A 20,855-nucleotide genomic window follows, 5' to 3' on the forward strand; every position below is an offset into this window, starting at 1 on the left:
CCACGAGGGGAAGGCACCGCCGTCGGGCGTTTCGGTTGCTCAAGCGACCAGGCTCAAGCGGCTGGCTTCGAGCACCAAGGCTCAGCCGGTTGCTTGGCCGCGCCAGGTTAGCCGGCCGGGACGTGAACCGCTGGTTCCTCGGATTCCTGGCCGGCCACGCGGCGGTACCAGTTCTTCATGACGGCCGGATCGGTGGGCCTGGTCGACAGTGACACTGCCACGTAGACCACGGCCGAAGCCAGGAGGCCGTAGTAGATCGGCTCGTTGGCGTAAATGCCATCCAGCGGCGCCGCGGCGTTAATCTCCAGGTAGATCATGGTGCCGAGGGTGACGACGGAACCCACTGCCATGGACGCCGCGGCGGCCACGCCCGTGCCCCGCTTCCACACGAGGCCGCCGAGGATGGCGACGAGCAGGCCGCCCACCAGGATGTCGTAGGCGATGGTCAGCGCCGCCACGACGTCCTTGGTGATGATGGCGATGAGGATGGCCACGATGCCGAGTCCCAGCACCCAGAGGCGGTTTGCCTTGACGTCGTGCTCGGGGTTGTCCGAGTCGTCGGTGTTGATCGTCTTGCCGAACCAGCTGGCCACGAATGGAAGGACGTCGGCGCGGGCCACGGTGGCGGCGGCGATCAGCGCGCCGGACGCTGTGGACATCATGGCTGCGACCGCGGCGGCGAGCACAAGACCGCCGACGCCGATGGGCAGCAGGTTCTGTGCCACCTCCGCGTAGACGACGTCTTTGCCTCCGGTCGCGACGTCAATGTCGGGCAGGGCGACGCGGGCGCCGAGGCCGATCAGGGCGCCGGCAGCACCATAGAGGATGCAGTAGATGCCGGCCGTGGCCCCGCCCCAGCGGGCAACTTTCGGAGTCTTCGCCGTAAACACACGCTGCCAGATGTCCTGGCCGATGAGCAGGCCCAGGGTGTAGACAACGAAGTAGGTGATGATGGTCTGCAGGCCGATGCCATCGATCTGGAAGAAGCTGGCGTCAACGCGGCTGCGGATCCCGTCGAGTCCGCCGGCGGCGTTGAGGGTGAACGGCAGCATCAGGATAAAGATGCCCACGGTCTTGATGACGAACTGGACCTGGTCGGCAAGGGTGATGGACCACATCCCGCCAATCGTTGAGTAGACCAGCACGATGCCACCGCCGACGGCGATGGCCAGCGCCCGGTCCCAGTCAAAGAGCACCACGAAGATGGTGGCGTAGGCGCCGGTGGAGGTGGCGCAGAGCATCAACGTGTATGCCAGCATCACAATGCCGGAGGTCTTGGTGGCGTGGCTGCCATAGCGCAGCGTCAGCATCTGGGACACGGTGTAGATCTTGAGCTTCTGGATGGTGCCGGCAAAGAGCAGGCTCAGCAGCAGCACGCCGGCGCCGATGGCGACTACCAGCCACATGCCGGAGATGCCGAAGGTGTAGCCGAGGCCGACGCCGCCCACGGTTGAAGCCCCGCCAAGGACGACGGCGGCCATGGTTCCGGTGTAGAGGAAAGGTCCGAGGCGACGGCCTGCCACGAGGAAGTCGCTGTTGTTTCGGGTGCGGGACTTGCCCCACCATCCGAAGGCCAGCATTGCGGCCAGGTACACCACCACGATGGCGATATTGACGAAATTTGGGTCCATGATTTGGGGCTCCTTGGAGCTCTGGCAGCTTTGCGGCAATCCGGGGGGAGTAGCAGTTGGGGGTTGCACGGATTGCGCTGCTCTGAGGGGGAAACTGAAGGGTTCGCTCCTGTTGCTTCGTAGGCAACAGTTGTTGCTTTCCAGCGTAGGCTGTGATTCGAGTAACAGTCAAGACGCAATCCTCTGTGACGCGGTTTCGGCGGCGTCAGATGAGTGGCGGGCCGCTAGTATGGCTCCAAAGATGGGGCCGAGCGGCCGGCCGTGAAAGGTTCGTAGATGAAGGCACTTCCAGTTGAGCCGAGCAATGTTCCGGTTGCCATCGGTTCAAGAATCCGTGCCGCCCGCCAGTCGCAGCGGCTCACGATCGAACAGGTGGCGGATGCCACCGGGCTGACCAAGGGCTTTTTGAGCCGCGTCGAGCGCGACCTGACCTCGCCGTCCGTTGCCTCGCTGGTCACCCTGTGCCAGGTGCTGTCCATATCCATCGGTGATCTGTTCGCCGCCCCGGAGACCCACCTGACAAAGCGCGACGCCGGCCCCCGCATCTCGCTTGGCGGCGAGGGGATCGTTGAGCGGCTGCTGACCGCCCGCTCAGAGCGGCGAGTCCAGATCATCCAGGCGGTCATCGAGCCGCGGGGGCGAGGTGAGTCCGAGCTCTACGCCGTGGACTGCGACGTCGACGTGCTGCACGTTATCAAGGGCACTATCAAGCTCATCCTCACCAACGAGGAATATGAACTGTCCGACGGTGACACCGTCACGTTTCCGGGGCGCGAGCCGCACACCTGGATGAACCCGACGGACCAGTCCGTCGAGGTACTGTGGGTGCTGGTTCCAGCCGCCAGCCGGTAGGCATTCCCTTCTTTCCGTGATCCCGATCGGGCCGCCCCAGGCGGGCCCGGCGCTCCGGCGCGCCCGTCCGCACCCTCACTGTTTCTGTAAACAGATGATGCGCATTAGGCAACTTCGAGTGTATGATGGCTGTCACACCCACCTTTCATCCTCGAAAGAGAGGCGTTCCTTTGGAAGAGCTGCGCATCGAAGCCAACGGCAACCTTGGCCCCATCGATTCATCCCGAATTCCCCGCTACGCGGGAGCCGCCACCTATGCCCGGCTGCCCCGCCTCGACCAGGTGGCCAAGGCGGACATCACCGTGGTAGGCGTCCCCTTCGACTCCGGCGTCTCCTACCGCCCGGGCGCCCGATTTGGCGCCAACCACGTCCGCGAGGCCAGCCGCCTGCTCCGTCCCTACAACCCCGCCTGGGATGTCAGTCCCTTTGAGAACTGCCAGGTGGCAGACGCCGGCGACATGGCCGTGAACCCGTTCAACATCAACGAGGCCATCGAGACCGTCCAGCAAAACGCCCTGGACCTGACAGCGTCCGGCAGCAAGCTCATGACACTTGGCGGAGACCACACCATCGCCCTGCCGCTGCTTCGCGCCGCCGCGGAACGTGCCGGCGGCCCGATCGCCATGCTGCACTTCGACGCCCACTTGGACACCTGGGACACATACTTCGGTGCCGAGTACACCCACGGCACGCCGTTCCGCCGGGCCGTGGAGGAGGGCATCCTCGACACCGAGGCCATCAGCCACATCGGCACCCGCGGCCCGCTGTACGGCAAGAAGGATCTCGACGACGACCACCGCTTCGGCTTCGGCATCGTCACCTCGGCTGACGTCTACTACCAGGGCGTCCTCGAGACCGTGGCCAAGGTCCGGGACCGGATCGGCAACCGCCCGCTGTACATCTCGGTGGACATCGACGTCCTTGACCCCGCGCATGCCCCGGGAACGGGGACGCCGGAAGCCGGAGGAATCACCAGCAGGGAACTGCTCGAGATCATCCGCGGCTTCCGCGGCATGAACCTGGTGGGGGCCGACGTCGTCGAAGTCGCTCCCGCGTACGACCATGCCGAAATCACGGGCGTCGCCGCCAGCCACGTTGCCTACGAACTCGTCACCCTGATGGCCGACAACGCCGTCGAAGGGGACCGGTTCGGGGCCGACACCGGCTACGCCGCGCAGGCGCTGGGACAGGAATCCCGCCGCCCGGCCGGGTTCGCGGCGTCCTCGCCGCTGGCCGAGCCCGTCGAGGCCGGAATCACCCGCCAGGCTGCGGGGGCGACGCAGTGATCGATTTCGATCCGGGCACAGCATCCCCCACGAAGGGGACGGACGTACGCAACGGCGGGGACCTCGTCGTCGAAACCCTCGAGGCGCTGGGCGCGAAGACCGTGTTCGGCATCCCGGGCCAGCACGCGCTGGGCCTGTTTGACGCGATGGGCCGCGGAAACTTGCACTTCGTGTCGTCGCGCGTGGAGAACAACAGTGCCTTCGCCGCCGACGGATATTCGCGGGCCACCGGCGAGGTGGGCGTGCTGTTCCTGTCCACCGGCCCGGGTGCGCTGACTTCCCTCGCCGGGCTGCAGGAGGCCTACGCCACCGGCGTGCCGATGGTGGTCATCGCCAGCCAGATCCCGCTGGAGGGGCTGGGGGCGCGCCGGAAGGGCATGCTGCACCAGCTCGATGACCAGAAGGCCTCGGCCGCGAATGTCACCAAGAGCCAGCGCCTGATCCAGCATGCCTCCGGCATTCCTTCGGCCATCCAGGATGCCTGGACCGAAGCCATCTCCTCGCCGCAGGGCCCCGTCTGGCTCGAAATTCCGCAGAATGTCCTGCTCGATCCCATCATGGTTCCCCCGGTGGAGGACGCGCTCGCCGAAGCCGCCGACAATCCGCCGCGCGTTGAGCTGGTCCGCGAAGCCGTCAAATGGCTGACCGCCGCGGAGCGTCCGGCCATCATTGCCGGCGGCGGCACGCGCCGCGGGCGGGCCGAGAAGTCGCTCCTGTCCATCGCGGAGAAGCTGCGCGCCCCGGTGATCTGCACCCCCGGCGGAAACGGCGCGTTCCCCTGGAACCACGAGCTGTCGCTGCAGTCCTGGATCGAGGACCGCTACATGACCGACGTCCTCGAGGATGCCGACGTGCTGATCGTGATCGGCTCATCGCTCGGTGAGGTCACGTCCAACTACTTCACGTTCGAACCGCGTGGCCGCATCATCCAGATCGACGCCGAACCCCGCGTGCTCGAATCGAACCGGCCCGGGCTGGGCATCCGCGCTGATGCCGGACAGGCGCTCGCCGCCTTGGACGAGGCCCTTGTGGTTGAGCCCGCCGAAACCGGCCGCAGCTGGCACGGGGTATCGCCGGAGGACCTGGTGCGCGAGACCCTGGCCAAGGTGCGGGCGCGTCTGGAATCCCAGGACCTCCGCAAGGAACTGGCGTTCATGGCCGATATCCGCGAGGCCGTTCCCGCGGACATGCAGACCTTCTGGGACATGACCATTTCCGCCTACTGGGGCTGGAGCTGCTGGGATTCCCGCGAGGGCCAGTTCCATTCCGCCCAGGGCGCCGGCGGACTGGGCTACGGCTTCCCCGCGGCCATCGGGGGAGCGGTGGGCCTGGAAACCGTCGGCAAATCCGGTGCTTCCGCGCGTGTCCTGGCGGTTTCGGGAGACGGCTCCGCCATGTACTCGATCTCGGAACTGGCCACCGCCAGGCAGCACAACGTACCGGTCACCTGGCTGATCGTGGACGACGGCGGGTACGGCATCCTGCGCGAGTACATGGTGGGCGCGTTCGGCAAAGCCACGGCCACCGAGCTTGCGCGCCCGGACTTCGTGAAGCTCGCCGAGGCCTTCGGCGTGCCGGCCACCCGGGTGGCCCCGGAAAATGTCGGGGACGCGCTGAAGGCGGGGTTCGCCGCGGACGGCCCGAACGTCGTCGTCGTCGAAACCCTGCTCAAGATGTTCGCCCCCACCCACCTGGACGCCTAGCGGCAACACAAACCCACCCAGCGCGAACTGGCAGCTAATGCCCCCTCGGCACGACTTTGAGGGCATTACCTGCCGGTTCGCGCTGCTGGTTTAAAGCGTGGCGCGGAAGGCGCACCTGCTTAGTTTCCTCAAGCAACCATCTTGCGATATAGTTGCTTCAGGCAAACAAGTAGGGAGGCCTCAGCCATGGCAGTTGAGCCCGGCACCGCAGCCGAACTGGTGCGCGAGATTTTCGACCTACAACGGGCCGTCCGGTGCGTGGCGGTTGCCAATTCGCGGGGGATGGAAACCGGAGTGGCCCTGCAGGGCGTGCTCCGGTTTGTGGGGGAGAAGGAGTCCCGCGCCACGCACTTGGCCGCGCGCCTGGGCGTCAGCGCCCCCGTCCTCAGCCGCCATATCGCCGAACTTGAGGAGCTGGGTCTCGTCCACAGAAGGCCAGACCCCGAGGACGGCCGGGCCCAGCTGGTGGCGCTCACCGAAGCAGGGCGCACGAAGCTCCGGGATATCGAAGAGCACCGTGCCTCCACGCTGCAGGAATATCTGCGGGAGTGGAGCCAGCATGACGCCGAGGAGACGGCAAAAATTCTCCGCAATCTTGCGGGATCCCTCAAGGATTCCGCCCGGGCAAAGGCGGCCGGCCCCCTCACAGAGAATCCCACCCTTTAGGAGCACGCCCGTGTCGAGCACTGCCACCCAACCACCCTTGGCGATGACTCACCGCCAGATCATGGAGGCCCTCACCGGCCTCCTTGCCGCGTTTTTCACCGCCATCCTCAGCAGCACCATCGTGGCCAACGCACTGCCTACCATCATGTCCGATCTCAAGGGGACACAGACAGATTTCGCCTGGGTGATCACGGCGGCGCTCCTGGCCAACGCCGCCACCACGCCCATCTGGGGCAAGCTTGCGGACCTGTACAACAAGAAACTGCTGGTCCAGCTGAGCATTGTGGTCTTCGTGGCCGGCTCGGTCATGGCGGGTCTGTCCGCCACCATCCCGCTGTTGCTCACCGCCCGCGTCATCCAGGGCGTGGCCATGGGAGGCCTGACCGCCCTGGCCCAAGCCATCATTGGGTCCATGATTCCGCCGCGCGACCGCGGAAAGTACTCCGGCTACATGGGCGCCGTCATGGCGGTGGGCACCGCCGGCGGGCCGTTGTTGGGCGGATTCATCGTGGACAGCCCGCTGGGCTGGCGCTGGACGTTCTTCGTGTGCGTGCCGCTCGCCGTCGTGGCCCTGATCCTGCTGCAGGTCACCCTGAAAATCCAGCACGTCAGGCGCCCCGCCAGGATCGACTGGTTGGGCTCCATCCTCCTCACCTCCGGCGTCAGCCTTCTCCTGATCTGGGTATCGTTTGCGGGCAACCCTGAGTACTACGGCTGGTGGTCCTGGCAGTCGGCGCTGATGGTGGGCGGCGGTGTGGTGTTGCTGGCCCTCCTGGTGGTCGTGGAGTCCAAGGTGGCCGAACCGATCATCCCGCTGAAGATCATCTCTGAACGCACCACGGCCCTGGCGATCTGGGCATCGGTCGCGGTGGGCGTGGCCATGTTCGGCTCTTCGACCTTCCTTGGCCAGTATTTCCAGGTGGCCCGCGGCGCCACTCCCACGGAGGCAGGGCTCCTGACCCTGCCCATGATCGCCGGCAACCTCATCGGTTCGGTGGTTTCAGGGCTGCTCATCAGCCGCACCGGAAAGTGGAAGGGCTACCTCGTTGCCGGTGCCATCCTGCTGATCGGAGGCCTGGGCCTGGGCGGCACCATGGACCACACCACGGATCTCTGGAAGGCGGGCCTCTTCACTGCCATTCTGGGACTGGGGCTGGGCATGCTGATGCAGAACCTCGTCCTGGCAGTTCAAAACACCGTCAGCGCCCGGGACATCGGCACCGCGAGTGCATCCGTGGCATTCTTCCGGTCGGTCGGCGGTGCCATCGGTGTCTCGGTTCTCGGGGCGATCTTGGGCAACCGGGTCCAGGAACTCGCCGCGCAGGGGTTCGCTGCGGCCGGCCTTTCCGGGGCCGGGGGTTCCGGAGCAGCCCTCAACCTGGCCGACATGCCCGCCCCGGTACGGGACATCATGCGCGCCGCGTATGGCGACGCCACTGCGGAAATCTTCCTGATCGCCGCCGGCATCGCCGTGATCGCGCTCGTTGCAGTTCTCCTGATCACGGAACGCCCGCTGCGGCGCACCGTGGACGAACAGCCGGCAGCACGGGCCGTTGACGCGCCGCCCGCTCCTGCTGGCGCCGCAGGGTCACCTGGCGGGACCAGGGAATCACAGCAGGAAAGCCCGACGGCGCAACTCACCTCCGTGAACAGCTGACCGGTACGCTCCTGCCACGTCCTCAGCCACGTCTTCTGGCACGCAGTGGCACGTCCTCTGGCATGCGGTGGCGGGCGTACTCCGCTGGGATGATCTTCGCCGGCGATGTTTCGCATGGGCAACGGATTTCGTACAGTTGGAAGGCTAATGATGTCAGCCCCGGCTGCTACAACTTCTCCCAACCAATTCGCGCTCTCTTCCTAAGGACCCGTGGGCATGCTTGTCACCCTCATACGGCGCTATGCCAAGCCGTATATGCCGTACATATTGGCCGTCATCGCCTTTCAACTGGCGTCCACAATCGCCGCGCTGTACCTGCCGAGCCTCAACGCGCAGATCATCGACGAAGGTGTATCCCGCGGCGACACCGACTTCATCTGGCGCACCGGCGGCGTCATGCTCCTGGTGGCCTTCCTCCAGGTGGGCACCGCCATCGCCGGCGTGTACTTCGGGTCCAAGACGGCGATGGCCATGGGACGCGACCTGCGCCGCGGCGTCTTCCGGAAAGTAACGAGCTTCTCCGCCAAGGACGTGAACACCTTCGGCGCACCCACCCTGATCACCCGCGGCACCAACGACGTCCAGCAGGTGCAGATGCTGGTCCTGATGGGCCTGAACTTCATGGTCTCCACGCCCATCATGTGCATCGGCGGCATCGTCATGGCTCTGCGCGAGGACATCAACCTGTCCTGGCTGGTCTGGGTCTCGGTGCCTGTCCTGATTGTGGTGGTGGGCTACCTTGTTGTGCGTCTCATGCCGCTCTTCCGGTCCATGCAGAAGAAGATCGACCGGATAAACGAGGTGCTGCGCGAACAGATCATCGGCATCCGTGTGGTCCGCGCCTTCGTCCGCGAGCCGTACGAGACCGGGCGCTTCGGGGAGGCCAACAAGGAACTGACGGACGTTTCCCTGAAAATCGGAGCGCTCTTCGTGCTCATGTTCCCGGCCATCGGCATGATCCTGCACCTGTCCACGGCCGCCGTGCTCTGGTTCGGCGGCCAGCGGGTGGACTCCGGCGACATGCAGGTGGGCGCCCTGACCGCCTTCCTGCAGTACCTGCTCCAGATCCTCATTGCCGTGATGATGGGCACGTTCATGGCGATGATGATTCCGCGTGCGTCAGTCTGCGCCGACCGCATCGGCGAAGTGCTCGACGTCGAGCCCTCCATCCATGATCCAGAGCAGCCGCAGATCCCGGCAAAGCTGGAGGGCGTGGTGGAATACCGCAACGTCACCTTCGCCTACCCCGGTGCGGAAGCCCCCGTCCTGAGCAACATCAGCTTCACGGCCCGCCCGGGGGAAACGGTGGCGATCATTGGCTCCACCGGCGCCGGAAAGACCTCACTCCTGTCGCTGCTGCCCCGCCTCTATGACGTGGCCGACGGCGAGGTGCTGCTTGACGGCGTCTCCGTGAGCAGGCTGGACCGCGCCGAGATCACCAGGCGCGTGGCCCTCGTGCCGCAGCGCCCCTACCTGTTCTCCGGAACGATCGAGCACAACCTGCGTTTCGGCAAACCCGAGGCAACCGATGAAGAACTGTGGGAAGCGCTGCACGTGGCGCAGGGCGACGGCTTCGTGAAAGAGAAGAAGAACGGGCTGGCGTCCCGGATCGCCCAGGGCGGCACCAACGTCTCCGGCGGGCAGCGCCAGCGCCTGTGCATTGCCCGGGCCCTGGTGACGAAGCCCAAGGTCTACCTCTTTGACGACTCGTTCTCGGCCCTGGACGTCGCCACCGATGCAAGGCTGCGCGCCGCACTCAAGCACACCACGGCGGACGCCACCGTGATCATCGTGGCGCAGCGGATCTCGACCATTACGGAGGCGGACCAGATCCTCGTGCTGGACAACGGCCGGATCGTGGACCGCGGCACGCACGATGAACTGCTGGAGACGTCGCCCACCTACCAGGAAATCGTTGAATCCCAGCTGAGCGTGGAGGAAGTGGCATGAGCGCCGACAACAAGTCCCTGCGCGGGGATACCGAGGAAGGCGTCCGTCCGGACGCAGCCGCGGAAGCCCCAGAGCTTGAGGACGACGACTTCATCGAGGAGGAGTACAAGCCCTCGGAGGCAGACGGCGACATGTTCGGCGGCATGCCCGCGAAGAAGGCGCAGCACTTTTGGCCCTCCGCCAAGCGGCTCCTGGGCCTGCTCAAACCCGAGGCCGTCGGCATCTACATCGTGGTGGCCATGGTCATCGTGTCCGTGGTCCTCAACGTCATTGCGCCCAAGGTGCTCGGGCAGGCCATGGACGTCATCTTCGGCGGCGTCGTAGGCAAGCAGCTCCCGGCCGGAGTCAGCAAGGAGCAGTTCGTCGACGGCCTGCGGGCGCAGGGCCAGGACAACTTCGCGGACATGATCTCCCGGATGGAACTGGTTCCCGGCACCGGCATCGACTTCCAGAAGCTGACGGTCCTGATCTCCGCGGTCCTCCTTATGTACTTCGTGGCGAACATCTTCCTGTGGCTGCAGGGTTATGTGCTTAACCGGATCGTCATGAAGGTGATCCGCCAGCTCCGCGACGACACCGAGAAGAAGCTCAACCGGCTGCCGCTGAACTACTTTGATACGCGCCAGCGCGGCGACGTCCTCTCCCGCGTGACGAACGACGTCGACAACGTCCAGCAGGCGCTGCAGCAGGCGTTCGCGCAGCTCATCAGCTCCGTCCTGACGGTCCTGGGCATCGTGATCATGATGTTCATCGTCTCGTGGCAGCTGGCCCTGATTGCGCTGATCGCCCTCCCGCTGTCCGGCGTAGCGGCGGGCGTGATCGGCACCCGCAGCCAGAAACTGTTCGCCGCGCAGTGGAAGAACACCGGCCAGCTGAACGGCCAGATCGAGGAGTCCTTCTCCGGCCACGACCTGGTGCGGGTCTTCGGCCGCGACGCGGACATGCTGGAACGGTTCGAGGAGCGCAACGACGCCCTGTACAAGGCCAGCTTCGGCGCGCAGTTCGTCTCAGGCATCATCTTCCCGGTCATGCAGTTCGTGTCCTACCTCAGCTACGTCGGCATTGCCGTGGTGGGCGGGCTGCGCGTGGCGTCCGGCAGCATGAGTCTGGGTGACGCCACGGCATTCATCCAGTACTCACGCGAGTTCACCCAGCCGCTGGGCCAGATGGCAGGCATGGCCAACATGCTGCAGTCAGGCGTGGCCTCTGCCGAGCGTGTGTTCGAGTTCCTGGACGCGGACGAGCAGGACGCCGAAACCGCCACCAAGCACCTGCCGGCCAAGACCGACGGCCACGTGGAATTCCGCGACGTCACCTTCAGCTACACGGAGGACAAGCGGCTCATCGAGAACCTCTCGTTCACGGCGGAGCCCGGGCATACGGTGGCGATCGTCGGCCCCACCGGTGCCGGCAAGACCACCCTGGTGAACCTCGTCATGCGCTTCTACGAGCTCAACTCGGGTGCCATCACGCTGGATGGGGTGGACGTGACGCAGCTCAGCCGGGCCGAGCTCCGCTCGAAAGTGGGCATGGTGCTGCAGGACGCCTGGCTCTTCGGCGGCTCCATCTACGACAACATCAGGTACGGCAAGCTGGACGCCACCGAGGAAGAAATCATGGCGGCGGCCAAGGCTACGTTCGTGGACCGCTTCGTGCGGGCGCTGCCCGACGGCTACGACACCGTCATCGACGAGGAGGGCAACAACGTCAGTGCCGGCGAAAAGCAGCTGATCACCATTGCCCGGGCCTTCGTGGCCAACCCGTCACTGCTGATTCTGGACGAAGCCACGAGCTCCGTGGACACCCGCACCGAGCTCCTCGTCCAGAAGGCCATGGCAGCGCTACGCACGGACCGGACCAGCTTCGTCATCGCCCACCGCCTCTCCACCATCCGCGACGCGGACACCATCCTGGTAATGGAGAACGGCAAGATCGTGGAACAGGGCAACCACCAGGCCCTGCTCGAGGCAGAGGGTGCGTACTACCGTCTGTACATGTCCCAGTTCGCCGGCTCTGACGTGGAGGAAACCCCCGTGGACGATTCGACGGCGGTGCACAGCTGAGCGGGCGGAACCCCGCAGGCCGCCCGGACCCCCGGCGCATCGAGGTGCTCGTGCCGATGCGCTGGGGCGACATGGACGCCTACGGGCACATCAACAATGTGCAGATTGTCCGCATGCTGGAGGAAGCGCGCATTGCCGCGTTCGGGCCGCCGCGCGGCGCAGGGCTGCCCGGAGTGGAACCGCACGTCGCGCTCTTCAATGACATCGCCGAAGGCGTCATGGCCCTCGTGGTGGACCACCGCGTGCGGTACGTGAAGACCTTGGAGTACCGGAACGTCCCGGCGGTGGTGCAGGTGTGGGTCGGCGCCGTGAAGGGCGCCAGCTTCGACATCCATTACCTTGTGCAGGATCCGGTTACTCGCGAGGATTGTGTGAAGGCGTCGAGCCATCTCGCCTTCGTCGACGAAGCCACAGGACGGGTGCTGAGGCTGACCCCGGAACAGAAAGAGCGACTGGAGCCCTTCACCGACCACAAGCCCTGACAGGCCCACCGTCATCAGCGGGCCTGTTACCAACCACAAGGAGCCGCAGTGAAAAAGAAGAAGAAATCCTGGAAGGACATGCCCCCGGCAGCACGCTTTGGAACGGTGATCGTGGGCGCGGGGCAGCTGGCTTACCTCGTGGCCGCCCAGCGCGACATTTCCCGCCGTCCGGCAGAGCAGATCCGCGGCTCCAAGAAGTTCTGGCGGCTGGTCACGCTGGTCAATTTCATCGGTCCAAGCAGTTACTTTGCCTTCGGCCGGAAGGGGCTGCCGCGGCCTACCGGGAAGTAGCTTCTCCGGGGCCGTGGTGCTGGCGTTCAGGTTAAGCCTGTAAATTTGAACGCATGACCCCCGCCCCAAAGCCTGCCCTGCACCGTGCCCTCGGAGTTTCCAAGGAGATCGAAGAGGCCGCCTGGTTCGTGCTCGGTGCGGGGCTCCAGGGGAAGCCATCGGCGCTGGACGGGCGCACCCAGACCTGGACCTCAGAGGCGGCCGGTGAGCTGCTGGAGCGGCTGGACCGGGGAGTGGCCGACGCCAAGGCCCCCATGATGACCAACCTGCGGACCAACCTCGCGGACGCCTCCCGTCCGGCGAAGCAGCTCGCCGTTGAGCTGCTCTTCCTGCAGTCGCTGCCGCTGGCCCATGAGGTGAAGTCGCTGAAGGTCAAGCGGGCTCGCGTGACCGAGGCGGCGTCGTGGATTGAACCGCCCCTAGAGCTTCCCGAGGCGCTGTACAAGGGCATGACCGACCATGGCGTCATCCGGGACCGCACCGCCGAATTCAACTGGACCATCTGGGACCACCTCAAATGGCTCTGCCGGTTCGTGCACCATGTTGACCAGCAGTCCACGGCCGCCATCAACAAGGCGCTCAAGGACCCGCTGGCCTTTCACCTGCTCGCCGCGGGCACGCCGGACGACCAGCCGGCGATTCGGCGCAGCATCGAGTACCTCGCCTGGCCCAGCTTCTTCGAACCGGTCGTGGCAGACGTCGAACGCCGAGAGATCCGCGATGCCTTCGCCTCCCTGGTGGGCGGGGCCAAGGGCGACACCGACGAAGAAATCACCGCCGACATCCGGCGCATCCGCCTGCACCTCGATGAGCAGGCAGGACAGCGCATCGACTGGTACTCCCGCCACCTCGTGAGCCAGTGGCGCAAGGTGGGGGACCCGGGACGCCGCGCCTGGCTGCTGCGCACCCATCACGACAACGCCGAGCTGCTCGCCGCCTGGCAGGAGGAAGAGAAGGTGACGCTCGACGTCGAACATCTCCGCCTGCTGGACGCCGGCGTGACCGCCGGGCTGGTCCAGCATGCGGTGGACGAGGATTACAAGCACCTCGGCTACGTGGAGCGGGAAGACACGAAGACGGCCGTTTTCGCCTTCCTGACCGTCATGAAGCCGGGAGACCTGGCCCTGTGCCACAACTCGGGGTCGGTCCGGATCGGCGTCGTCCTGGGGGAGCCCGACCACAATGGCGACAACCGCCGGATGCGCCGGAAGGTCCGCTGGTTTGACGATGCCCACGCGATGACCGAACTGCCGCGGCACGTGCAACGCCAGCTCGCCACTCCGGGGATCATCGTCGACGTCACGCGCGTGGTGCAGGCGCTGCAGGCGCTTTTGCCCGCTGAAGCGGAAGCAGAGCCCGACGGCGGTGCGGAACCTGCCGCCGTCGCCGTTCCCGTACAGGAGGGGTTCCGCCCGCTGACGCCCGACTTCGCGGACTCACTACACATGGATCTGGAACCGCTGCAGGAGATTGCCGACCTGCTGGAGGAAAACCGGCAGCTGGTGCTGTACGGCCCGCCGGGTACCGGCAAGACGTACCTCGCCAAGCACCTCGCGGCCGAGCTCGCGCAGGACAGCACGGACGAGCGGGTGAAGCTGGTGCAGTTCCACCCCTCGTATGCCTATGAGGACTTCTTCGAGGGCTACCGGCCGGACAAGACGGACGAGGGCCAGGTGTCCTTCAAACTCGTGGCAGGGCCGCTCCGCCGGCTCGCCGAAGAGGCCGCCAAGCCGGGCAACGAGTCAAAGCCGTATTTCCTGATCATCGACGAGATGAACCGCGCCAACCTGGCCAAGGTCTTCGGCGAACTGTACTTCCTGCTGGAGTACCGCGACGACCGCATCTATCTGCAGTACAGCCCCAACGAGCCGTTCACGCTCCCGGACAACCTCTACATCATCGGCACCATGAATACCGCGGACCGCTCCATCGCCATGATGGATGCCGCCATCCGCCGCCGCTTTGCCTTCATCGAACTGCACCCGAAAACCGAACCGGTGAAGGGGTCCCTGCTGCGCTTCCTTGAGGCGCGGCAGCTGGACACCACGCCCGCATTGCTGCTGGATGCGCTCAATGACTCCATCGACGAGTGGGACCGCGACCTGATGATCGGTCCGTCCTACTTCATGAAGAAAGCTGCGCAGAGTCCCGCGGGGCTGCGCCGGATCTGGAAGTACGAGCTCATGCCGCTGCTCGAGGAGCACTATCACGGGCAACTGACCCGGGCGCAGCTGGAGGAACGCTTCGGGCTGGAGCAGCTGATGGGACGCCTTGCGGCTCGCTAGCGTGGCCGCTGGGCCCGCGCGCGTTGGCGCCTCACCGCGCTTTCGTCACGTCGTGCTGGACGAGCTGTCCCGCGGAGTCGTGGAGAAACTGGATCCGGGCAGCGCTGCGTTCATCAACTCCAGCGGGCTCGCGAAGGCCTCACCCATGGGGATGGGCATGTACCGGATCGAACCGGTGGGCAAGGTGGGCTCCGTGCGAACATCCCACGTGCAGCTCGACGTCCGACCGAAGGACCGGCTGGGGCTGAACCGGCTGCTGTTCCTGCTGAGCTATGCAGGCGACCAGGGATTCCGCGACGATCCTGTTGCCGCCACCGAGGACACAGAGCTGTGGAGCGCGCTGGCGGCGTCCCTCGCGCAGCTCGCCGAACGGGCCCTGCAGCGCGGCGTGCTTCAGGGCTACCTCACCGTTGACGAGTCGCTGCGGACGGTCAAGGGCCGGATCCGGATCTCCGACCAGATATCGCGGCGGCCCGGGATGCTGGTTCCGCTCGAGGTGTCCTACGACGAGTTCACCGAAGACATCGCTGAGAACCGGATCCTGCGTGCCGCCCTTGAGCGCATGTCCCGCGTACCCGGCGTCCGGCCCGAAGTGCTGAGCCGGCTGCGCCAGCTCAAGGGAAAGCTCGCCGCCGCCACCCGGCTGCAGTCCGGAGCCCCCCTGCCGCCGTGGCGGGCCAGCCGGATGAATGTCCGGTATCACGCCGCGCTCCGGCTGTCCGAGGTAATCCTGCGCAACGCCTCGGCCGAGGCGGGTGAGGGACCGCAGCAGACTGCGTCATTCGTGGTGGACATGGACCGGGTCTTCGAGGACTTCGTGGGCAAGGCCCTCCGCCACGCCATGAAGGGCTTTCCCGGTGAAATGCGGCTGCAGTTCAACGCCATGCTTAACGAAGCTGTCCGGGACTCGGACCGGCTGACCGTCCGGCCCGACGCCGTGCACCTGCTCGGGGGACGACCAGTGGTGGTCTACGACGCCAAATACAGGGCACGCACGGATCGCGGGGCGTCGCTGACGGGGGACCATTTCCAGATGCTGGCCTATTGCACCGCACTGCAGGTGCCCACGGCCTGGCTGGTCTATGCCGGAGCCGGCGAAGTGAAGCTGAGGCGCATCCTCAACACCGACATCGACATCGTGGAGTTTCCGCTGGACCTTTCCCAGCCTCCGGCTGACATCTTGGCCGCCGTCTCGGATCTGGCCGGGCAGTCCTGGGGAGAAGTGGTGCGTCAGGCCAGGTCCGGCCGCTAAGAGCGCGCCTAGACGGTTTCTGTTTCCCTGTCCTCGTCTGCAGCGGGATCCTCCAGGTTGCCGTACAGGGAGCGCAGGTGAGCGAGGAGGGCCTTCTCCGGGCAGCCGCGATATTGGGCAAGAAGACCCCGCAGCCGGGTTCTGATCTCAGCACCTTCCGGGCACGGATCATCGAGAATCGAGGAGATGATCGCCATAACCTGCCGCCGCATCGGCCCCAGCTCCGGGTCCTTGGTGGGCTGGTTGACTTCCGGCCAGGCGAAGAGCCGTTCGGAGTAGGCGCGGGGTCCTGTCGGCATCAGTTTCTGCGACATGTCACTCTCCGGTTCCCTCGGGTTCAGACAGCAAGTGGAGCGATGCTTTGGGCCCTTGATGTCTCCAGTCTGCCAACGCGGGGGTCGGTCCGCCACCCCAGCGAATTGAACATTGTAGAAACTCTAGCGCAAGACAGACAGGTCTGTCTTGAGTCCGGGGTTACGATGTTAACAAATGGAAGATTCATCCAGATCTGCTCTACCGAGCGCCGGGGTCTTTCCTTCCGGCGGTTTGCAATCTGGCCCGCAGGTTGAAGCCTTGCCCGGTGGCGCGGCGGCCGCCGGGATCCGGGAACGTATCGTGAATGCCGCCTACGATCTCTTCACCCGCCGCGGCGTGCGGGACGTCGGCATCAACGAACTCATCAGCCGTTCGGGCGTTGCGAAAGCCACCTTCTACCGCCACTTCGCCTCCAAGGACCAGGTGGTGCTCGCCTTCCTCGAACAGCGCGACCGCGTGTGGACCGTCAATGCGATCGTGGGGGAGGCGCGACGCCGGGCAGACACCCCGGAAGAGCAGTTACTGGCCATCTTCGACGTGTTCTCCGATTGGTTCCACCGCACCGATTTTGAAGCCTGCTCCTTCATCAACGTGCTTCTCGAGATGGGCTCCTCGCATCCCTTGGGCCGGGCCAGCATCGACTACCTCGCAAAGATCCGCGGTCATGTGAAGCAACTCGCGGACGAGGCCGGCCTGCAGCGGACCGAAGATTTCTCCAGGTCATGGCACATCCTGATGAAGGGGTCCATCATTTCCGCTGCTGAAGGTGATGTGGAGGCGGCCAGGCGCGCCCGCCAGCTCGCCGGCTGGCTCATCGAGCACCACCGCACCTGATCCGGCATGGCGTTCGTGCCAGACGTCAGGCCGGGAGCGCAAATGTGAACGTTGTCCCGTAACCCTTTGCGCTGCGCAGCGAAACGGTACCGCCGTGGGCTTCCACGATGGCCTTGCTGATGGAGAGCCCCAGCCCGACGCCGGGTATGGCGGAATTGCGGACGGACTCCGAGCGGAAGAACTTGGCGAACGCTTCCTTCTGGTCCTGTTCGCTCATTCCCATTCCGTTGTCGCTGACGCTGCACACCACATGGTTGTCCTCGGACCGCAGGGAGACGGTCACTTCGCCGCCGTCGGGGGAGTATTTGATGGCATTGGAGACGAGGTTGTCCAGGACCTGTGAGATCCGCGCAGAATCGACGTGGGCCTCCAGCTGCTCGGGGGCATCGAACCGGAGGCGGATACCGGATTCCGCAGCCCTTGGGCGTGCTGCGCTAATGCTTGCACGGACCAGCTCAGCTACGTCCACTGCGTGAGGGCTGATAATCAGCTGCCCGCGCCTGCTCGACAGCAGGTCTGAAACGAGGGTAAGCAGGCGTTCCGAATTGCGCTGGATGATTTCCAGAGGGCCACGCTGATAATCGGTCAGGTCGTCGTCGTCGAGCAGCAGCTCCACGTAACCGAGGATGGACGTCAGGGGCGTGCGGAATTCGTGTGAGACGTTCGAGACGAAGTCGTCCTTGGCTGCCAGTGCGTCAACCAAGTCCGTGACGTCGCTGAACACGATGACTGAACCTGCAAAGTTTCCGTCCTGGTCGGTCATCGGCCTCGCGCTCGTTGTGATGGCACGCTGCTCATCGCCGCTCCCCAGCCAGACGAGGTAGTCGGTGAACTGCTCACCGAGCACGGCACGGCGAACCGGGCGCTCCTCCACGGGAACGGGAGTGGTCCGGTCCTGCGCGAAGACCAGCAACTGCGATTCATTCGGATCTGCGTTGTCCGGCGGAGACGCCAGTTGATGGTGGGCCCGTTGCTTCCGGTTCATCAGGATGTCGTTCCCGTCGGCGTCCACAGCGAGCACACCCAGGTGCACGGTATCGAGCACTGTATTGAGCAGCCTTTCCTGACGTTTGCTGCCGTCCAACACGCCCTGCAACTGGGAGTCTTTGTCCTCCAGATCGCGTTGCTGGCGCACCATGCTGAGAGTCATCACGGTGATCGAAACACCGATCCCCAACATCATGATCGGAAGCAGGAGGGAGCGGGCCAGGTCCTGTCCGGACACGTCTCCTTTGATCAGAAGCGGGAGCCAAATGATGCCGAGCGGTCCGAAAAAGGAAAGGGCTACAGCCGTCCTGGGAAACACGCCGGAGGCGCATAACCAGATCACGGGAAATACCGCCATCAGGCTGATTCCCGTCAGACTATCCTGGCCGCCTTCCCTGCCGAGGGCGATCGAAACCAGGTCAAGCAGGGGAATGACGAGGAAACTCGGGTAGGGCAGGCGGTCCCAGGGAACGGCAAAACAAAGAGCCAGGATGATGACCTGCGACACCAGGAAACTGATGAAAAGCGGATTCGGCAGCGTCTCCGGGAAGAAGGCCAGAACGAGGACCGCCGTGAACGCGACTGTGACGGACAGCGGCATCTGGCTGAGCGTCACGCGGCCCCGCAGGTCATACTCGTGGAAGGGGCGCCGAAAGAGCGGCATCCTGCCCGAGGAGATGTTCCAGGCTTGCTTATTCATTCGTGCTGGTCAGGAAGGACTTGGCAGGTAAACGCATAGAAGCAGGATAACCGGCTGGGGCTATACTTCAGACGGGAAGTAGCGGGCTGAGGGGGCTGCGATGGGCGACACACGCGTTGGCTTGGTTATCGAGGACGACCACGACATTCGAGAGCTGGTGCGGGTTGTTCTGACGCAGGCAGGCTTTGAGGTCACGGCTGCGTCCAGCGGGGCAGAAGGTGTTCTCGCCGCCAAAAACCTTGATCCGGCGGTCATCACTTTGGACCTTGGCCTGCCGGACATCGACGGTTTTGAAGTGGCCCGGCAGATCCGCCAGTTTTCGGACGCGTACATCGTGATGCTGACGGCCCGGGCGGAGGAGCTGGATACCCTGATCGGCCTGGAATCAGGGGCCGACGACTACTTGACGAAGCCCTTCCGGCCCAGAGAACTGCGCGCCCGCGTTGCCGCCATGATGCGGCGGCCGCGGTCGACGTCGGATCTTGCCGACGACTCAGGCGCACCTTCCGCCGGGGCTGGCGACCCGAAGGCCTACCGCCACAACGGACTGGATTTGAGTTATGAGTCCCGGACCGTGTCCGTGGACGGCCAGGAACTCAGTCTGACCCGAACCGAATTCGACCTTCTGCACGCGCTTCTGGAGGCGAACCGCATGGTGCGCACCAAGTCCGATCTGGTGCGCCGCCTACGGGACGAACCCTACGACGTCGGAAGTTACATCAGCGAGGCCGACGAGAGGGCCGTTGAGGTGCACATGGGCAACCTGCGCAAGAAACTCGGTGATTCCGCCCAAAATCCGCGCTGGCTTCAGACCGTGCGCGGCGTCGGTTACAGGCTGGCGCCCGAGCAGGGCTGAGATTGCATCTCGCCCGCTCTCAGCGGGCGGCGAGGAACCGTTCCAGCTGCTCCTCCAGGGCGGACCGGTCCTTTAGTTCGCACTCCCATAGCGTGAGCACTTCCCAGCCTGCGCTTTCGAGTTGCCGGCGCTGGTCGGCGTCGCGGTTTCTGGTCTTGGTTCGTTTGGTTTCCCAGAACTCAGCGTTGGCCTTGGGTGCGTGCTGGCCGACCCGGCAATCGTGGAAATGCCAGAAGCAGCCGTTGATGAAGATGACCTTCCTGCGGCCCGAGAACACGAGGTCGGGATTTCCCGGCAGCTTGGTGCCGCGGGATACGCCGTGCAGCCGGTACCGGTAGCCCTTGGCATGCAGGAGGCTGCGCACCAGCAACTCGGGTTTGGTGTTCTTTCCCCTGATCCGGGACATGTTCCAGCTGCGCTGCTCAGGTGTCAGCCGGTCCGCCATGGTTCAAGTCTAGGCGGCCGGCAGACGGCGGCATGTGGTCTGTCAGGCGTTGATTTCCGGCTGCTCGCCGAAGTCGAAGTGCCTGCCGCTGACGGATCCGGGCTCGATCTCGACGTAGAAATCCTTCAGGGTCGGCACCCACGAGGCCAGCCCGAGCGCCTCGGCTTCGGCAATCTCGGCCGTCTTGTCCAAGACCCGGGCAGTACCGCGGAGGACGACCGACCACGCCTGGTCCGAGAGGATGCCGTCCGTTTCGAAGAGCACGCGGTCGTTGATGGTCAGCTCGGCCAGCTTGTTACCGGGAGCCGTACGGAAGTAGAGCTTGCGGCGGCTGGTCACATAGTTGACAGGGAAGATGTCCGGTTCGCCGGCCACGGTAACAACGAGCCTGCCGTGGTTGGTGCCCTCCAGAAGCTGCCAGCACTGCGCTTCGTCGAGGATGAGGATGGGGTCGCCGTCTGCGTGATTGAACATCATGGCTCCATCCTTCTACGCGACGTAGAAAAGCGATAGGGGTGTATGGCAATTTTCCCAGCAGTTCTCGATCTCGTAAATCCGCCATAGAGCGCCCGGCCGCTTCCTGGGCTGCGCAGGCTGTGG

18 protein-coding genes are annotated in these 20,855 nt (G+C 65.0%); 13 read left to right on the forward strand and 5 right to left on the reverse strand.

Features of this window, described 5'->3' with window-relative positions; all coding sequences use genetic code 11:
- Positions 1–107 precede the first annotated feature (107 nt).
- On the reverse strand, positions 108–1,631 hold the full coding sequence (locus AC5RUM_RS13780; RefSeq protein WP_494035445.1) for a sodium:solute symporter family protein: 1,524 nt from the start codon (positions 1,629–1,631) through the stop codon (positions 108–110).
- Between the two features lie 276 nt (positions 1,632–1,907).
- On the opposite strand from AC5RUM_RS13780, the gene AC5RUM_RS13785 reads away from it, so the two are divergent.
- From AC5RUM_RS13785 to AC5RUM_RS13835, 11 genes are all read left to right on the forward strand, one after another.
- Positions 1,908–2,483, forward strand: coding sequence for a helix-turn-helix domain-containing protein (locus AC5RUM_RS13785; protein WP_494035446.1), 576 nt, complete (start codon positions 1,908–1,910; stop codon positions 2,481–2,483).
- A gap of 170 nt (positions 2,484–2,653) precedes the next feature.
- Positions 2,654–3,769 (forward strand): agmatinase, encoded by a 1,116-nt coding sequence (gene speB, locus AC5RUM_RS13790; protein ID WP_494035447.1) that lies wholly within the window; start codon positions 2,654–2,656, stop codon positions 3,767–3,769.
- On the forward strand, positions 3,766–5,472 hold the full coding sequence (locus AC5RUM_RS13795) for a thiamine pyrophosphate-binding protein (RefSeq protein ID WP_494035448.1): 1,707 nt from the start codon (positions 3,766–3,768) through the stop codon (positions 5,470–5,472). The genes speB and AC5RUM_RS13795 overlap by 4 nt, the downstream gene beginning before the upstream one ends.
- A gap of 186 nt (positions 5,473–5,658) precedes the next feature.
- Positions 5,659–6,138: a MarR family winged helix-turn-helix transcriptional regulator gene (locus AC5RUM_RS13800; RefSeq protein WP_494035449.1), complete on the forward strand. Its 480-nt coding sequence runs from the start codon at positions 5,659–5,661 to the stop codon at positions 6,136–6,138.
- Between the two features lie 43 nt (positions 6,139–6,181).
- Positions 6,182–7,795 carry an MFS transporter gene (locus AC5RUM_RS13805; RefSeq protein ID WP_494035536.1) on the forward strand — a complete coding sequence of 538 codons (1,614 nt, stop codon included), beginning with the start codon at positions 6,182–6,184 and terminating at the stop codon, positions 7,793–7,795.
- 216 nt (positions 7,796–8,011) lie between these two features.
- Complete coding sequence (locus AC5RUM_RS13810; protein ID WP_494035450.1) at positions 8,012–9,745, forward strand: ABC transporter ATP-binding protein; 1,734 nt, start codon at positions 8,012–8,014, stop codon at positions 9,743–9,745.
- A 131-nt stretch (positions 9,746–9,876) separates the two neighbouring features.
- The gene (locus AC5RUM_RS13815) at positions 9,877–11,808 is read left to right on the forward strand and encodes an ABC transporter ATP-binding protein (protein WP_494035537.1); all 1,932 of its coding nucleotides are present in this window, start codon (positions 9,877–9,879) and stop codon (positions 11,806–11,808) included.
- 56 nt (positions 11,809–11,864) lie between these two features.
- A complete protein-coding gene (locus AC5RUM_RS13820) occupies positions 11,865–12,290 on the forward strand; it encodes an acyl-CoA thioesterase (protein ID WP_400580855.1) in 426 nt (141 codons plus the stop codon).
- Between the two features lie 48 nt (positions 12,291–12,338).
- Positions 12,339–12,581 (forward strand): hypothetical protein, encoded by a 243-nt coding sequence (locus AC5RUM_RS13825; protein ID WP_494035451.1) that lies wholly within the window; start codon positions 12,339–12,341, stop codon positions 12,579–12,581.
- Positions 12,582–12,634: 53 nt separating this feature from the next.
- Positions 12,635–14,866: an McrB family protein gene (locus AC5RUM_RS13830; RefSeq protein WP_494035452.1), complete on the forward strand. Its 2,232-nt coding sequence runs from the start codon at positions 12,635–12,637 to the stop codon at positions 14,864–14,866.
- A gap of 1 nt (position 14,867) precedes the next feature.
- Positions 14,868–16,118 (forward strand): 5-methylcytosine restriction system specificity protein McrC, encoded by a 1,251-nt coding sequence (locus AC5RUM_RS13835; protein WP_494035453.1) that lies wholly within the window; start codon positions 14,868–14,870, stop codon positions 16,116–16,118.
- 8 nt (positions 16,119–16,126) lie between these two features.
- On the opposite strand, the gene AC5RUM_RS13840 is transcribed toward AC5RUM_RS13835, so the two are convergent.
- Positions 16,127–16,432, reverse strand: coding sequence for a hypothetical protein (locus AC5RUM_RS13840; protein WP_494035454.1), 306 nt, complete (start codon positions 16,430–16,432; stop codon positions 16,127–16,129).
- Positions 16,433–16,607: 175 nt separating this feature from the next.
- Here AC5RUM_RS13840 and AC5RUM_RS13845 point away from each other — a divergent pair, with 175 nt between their 5' ends.
- Positions 16,608–17,267, forward strand: a complete 660-nt coding sequence (locus tag AC5RUM_RS13845) for a TetR/AcrR family transcriptional regulator (protein ID WP_494035455.1) — start codon at positions 16,608–16,610, stop codon at positions 17,265–17,267.
- Between the two features lie 25 nt (positions 17,268–17,292).
- Here AC5RUM_RS13845 and AC5RUM_RS13850 read toward each other — a convergent pair whose 3' ends face one another.
- Positions 17,293–18,954, reverse strand: a complete 1,662-nt coding sequence (locus tag AC5RUM_RS13850) for an ATP-binding protein (RefSeq protein WP_494035456.1) — start codon at positions 18,952–18,954, stop codon at positions 17,293–17,295.
- Between the two features lie 100 nt (positions 18,955–19,054).
- Between AC5RUM_RS13850 and AC5RUM_RS13855 the strand changes: the two genes are divergently transcribed.
- Positions 19,055–19,810 (forward strand): response regulator transcription factor, encoded by a 756-nt coding sequence (locus AC5RUM_RS13855; protein ID WP_400580848.1) that lies wholly within the window; start codon positions 19,055–19,057, stop codon positions 19,808–19,810.
- Positions 19,811–19,829: 19 nt separating this feature from the next.
- Here AC5RUM_RS13855 and AC5RUM_RS13860 read toward each other — a convergent pair whose 3' ends face one another.
- Entirely contained in the window at positions 19,830–20,255 is a 426-nt protein-coding gene (locus AC5RUM_RS13860; protein ID WP_494035457.1) for a very short patch repair endonuclease, read from the reverse strand.
- A 42-nt stretch (positions 20,256–20,297) separates the two neighbouring features.
- Positions 20,298–20,732, reverse strand: a complete 435-nt coding sequence (locus AC5RUM_RS13865) for a pyridoxamine 5'-phosphate oxidase family protein (RefSeq protein ID WP_494035458.1) — start codon at positions 20,730–20,732, stop codon at positions 20,298–20,300.
- Between the last annotated feature and the right edge of the window lie 123 nt (positions 20,733–20,855).

Source organism: Arthrobacter sp. B2060 (assembly GCF_059090445.1).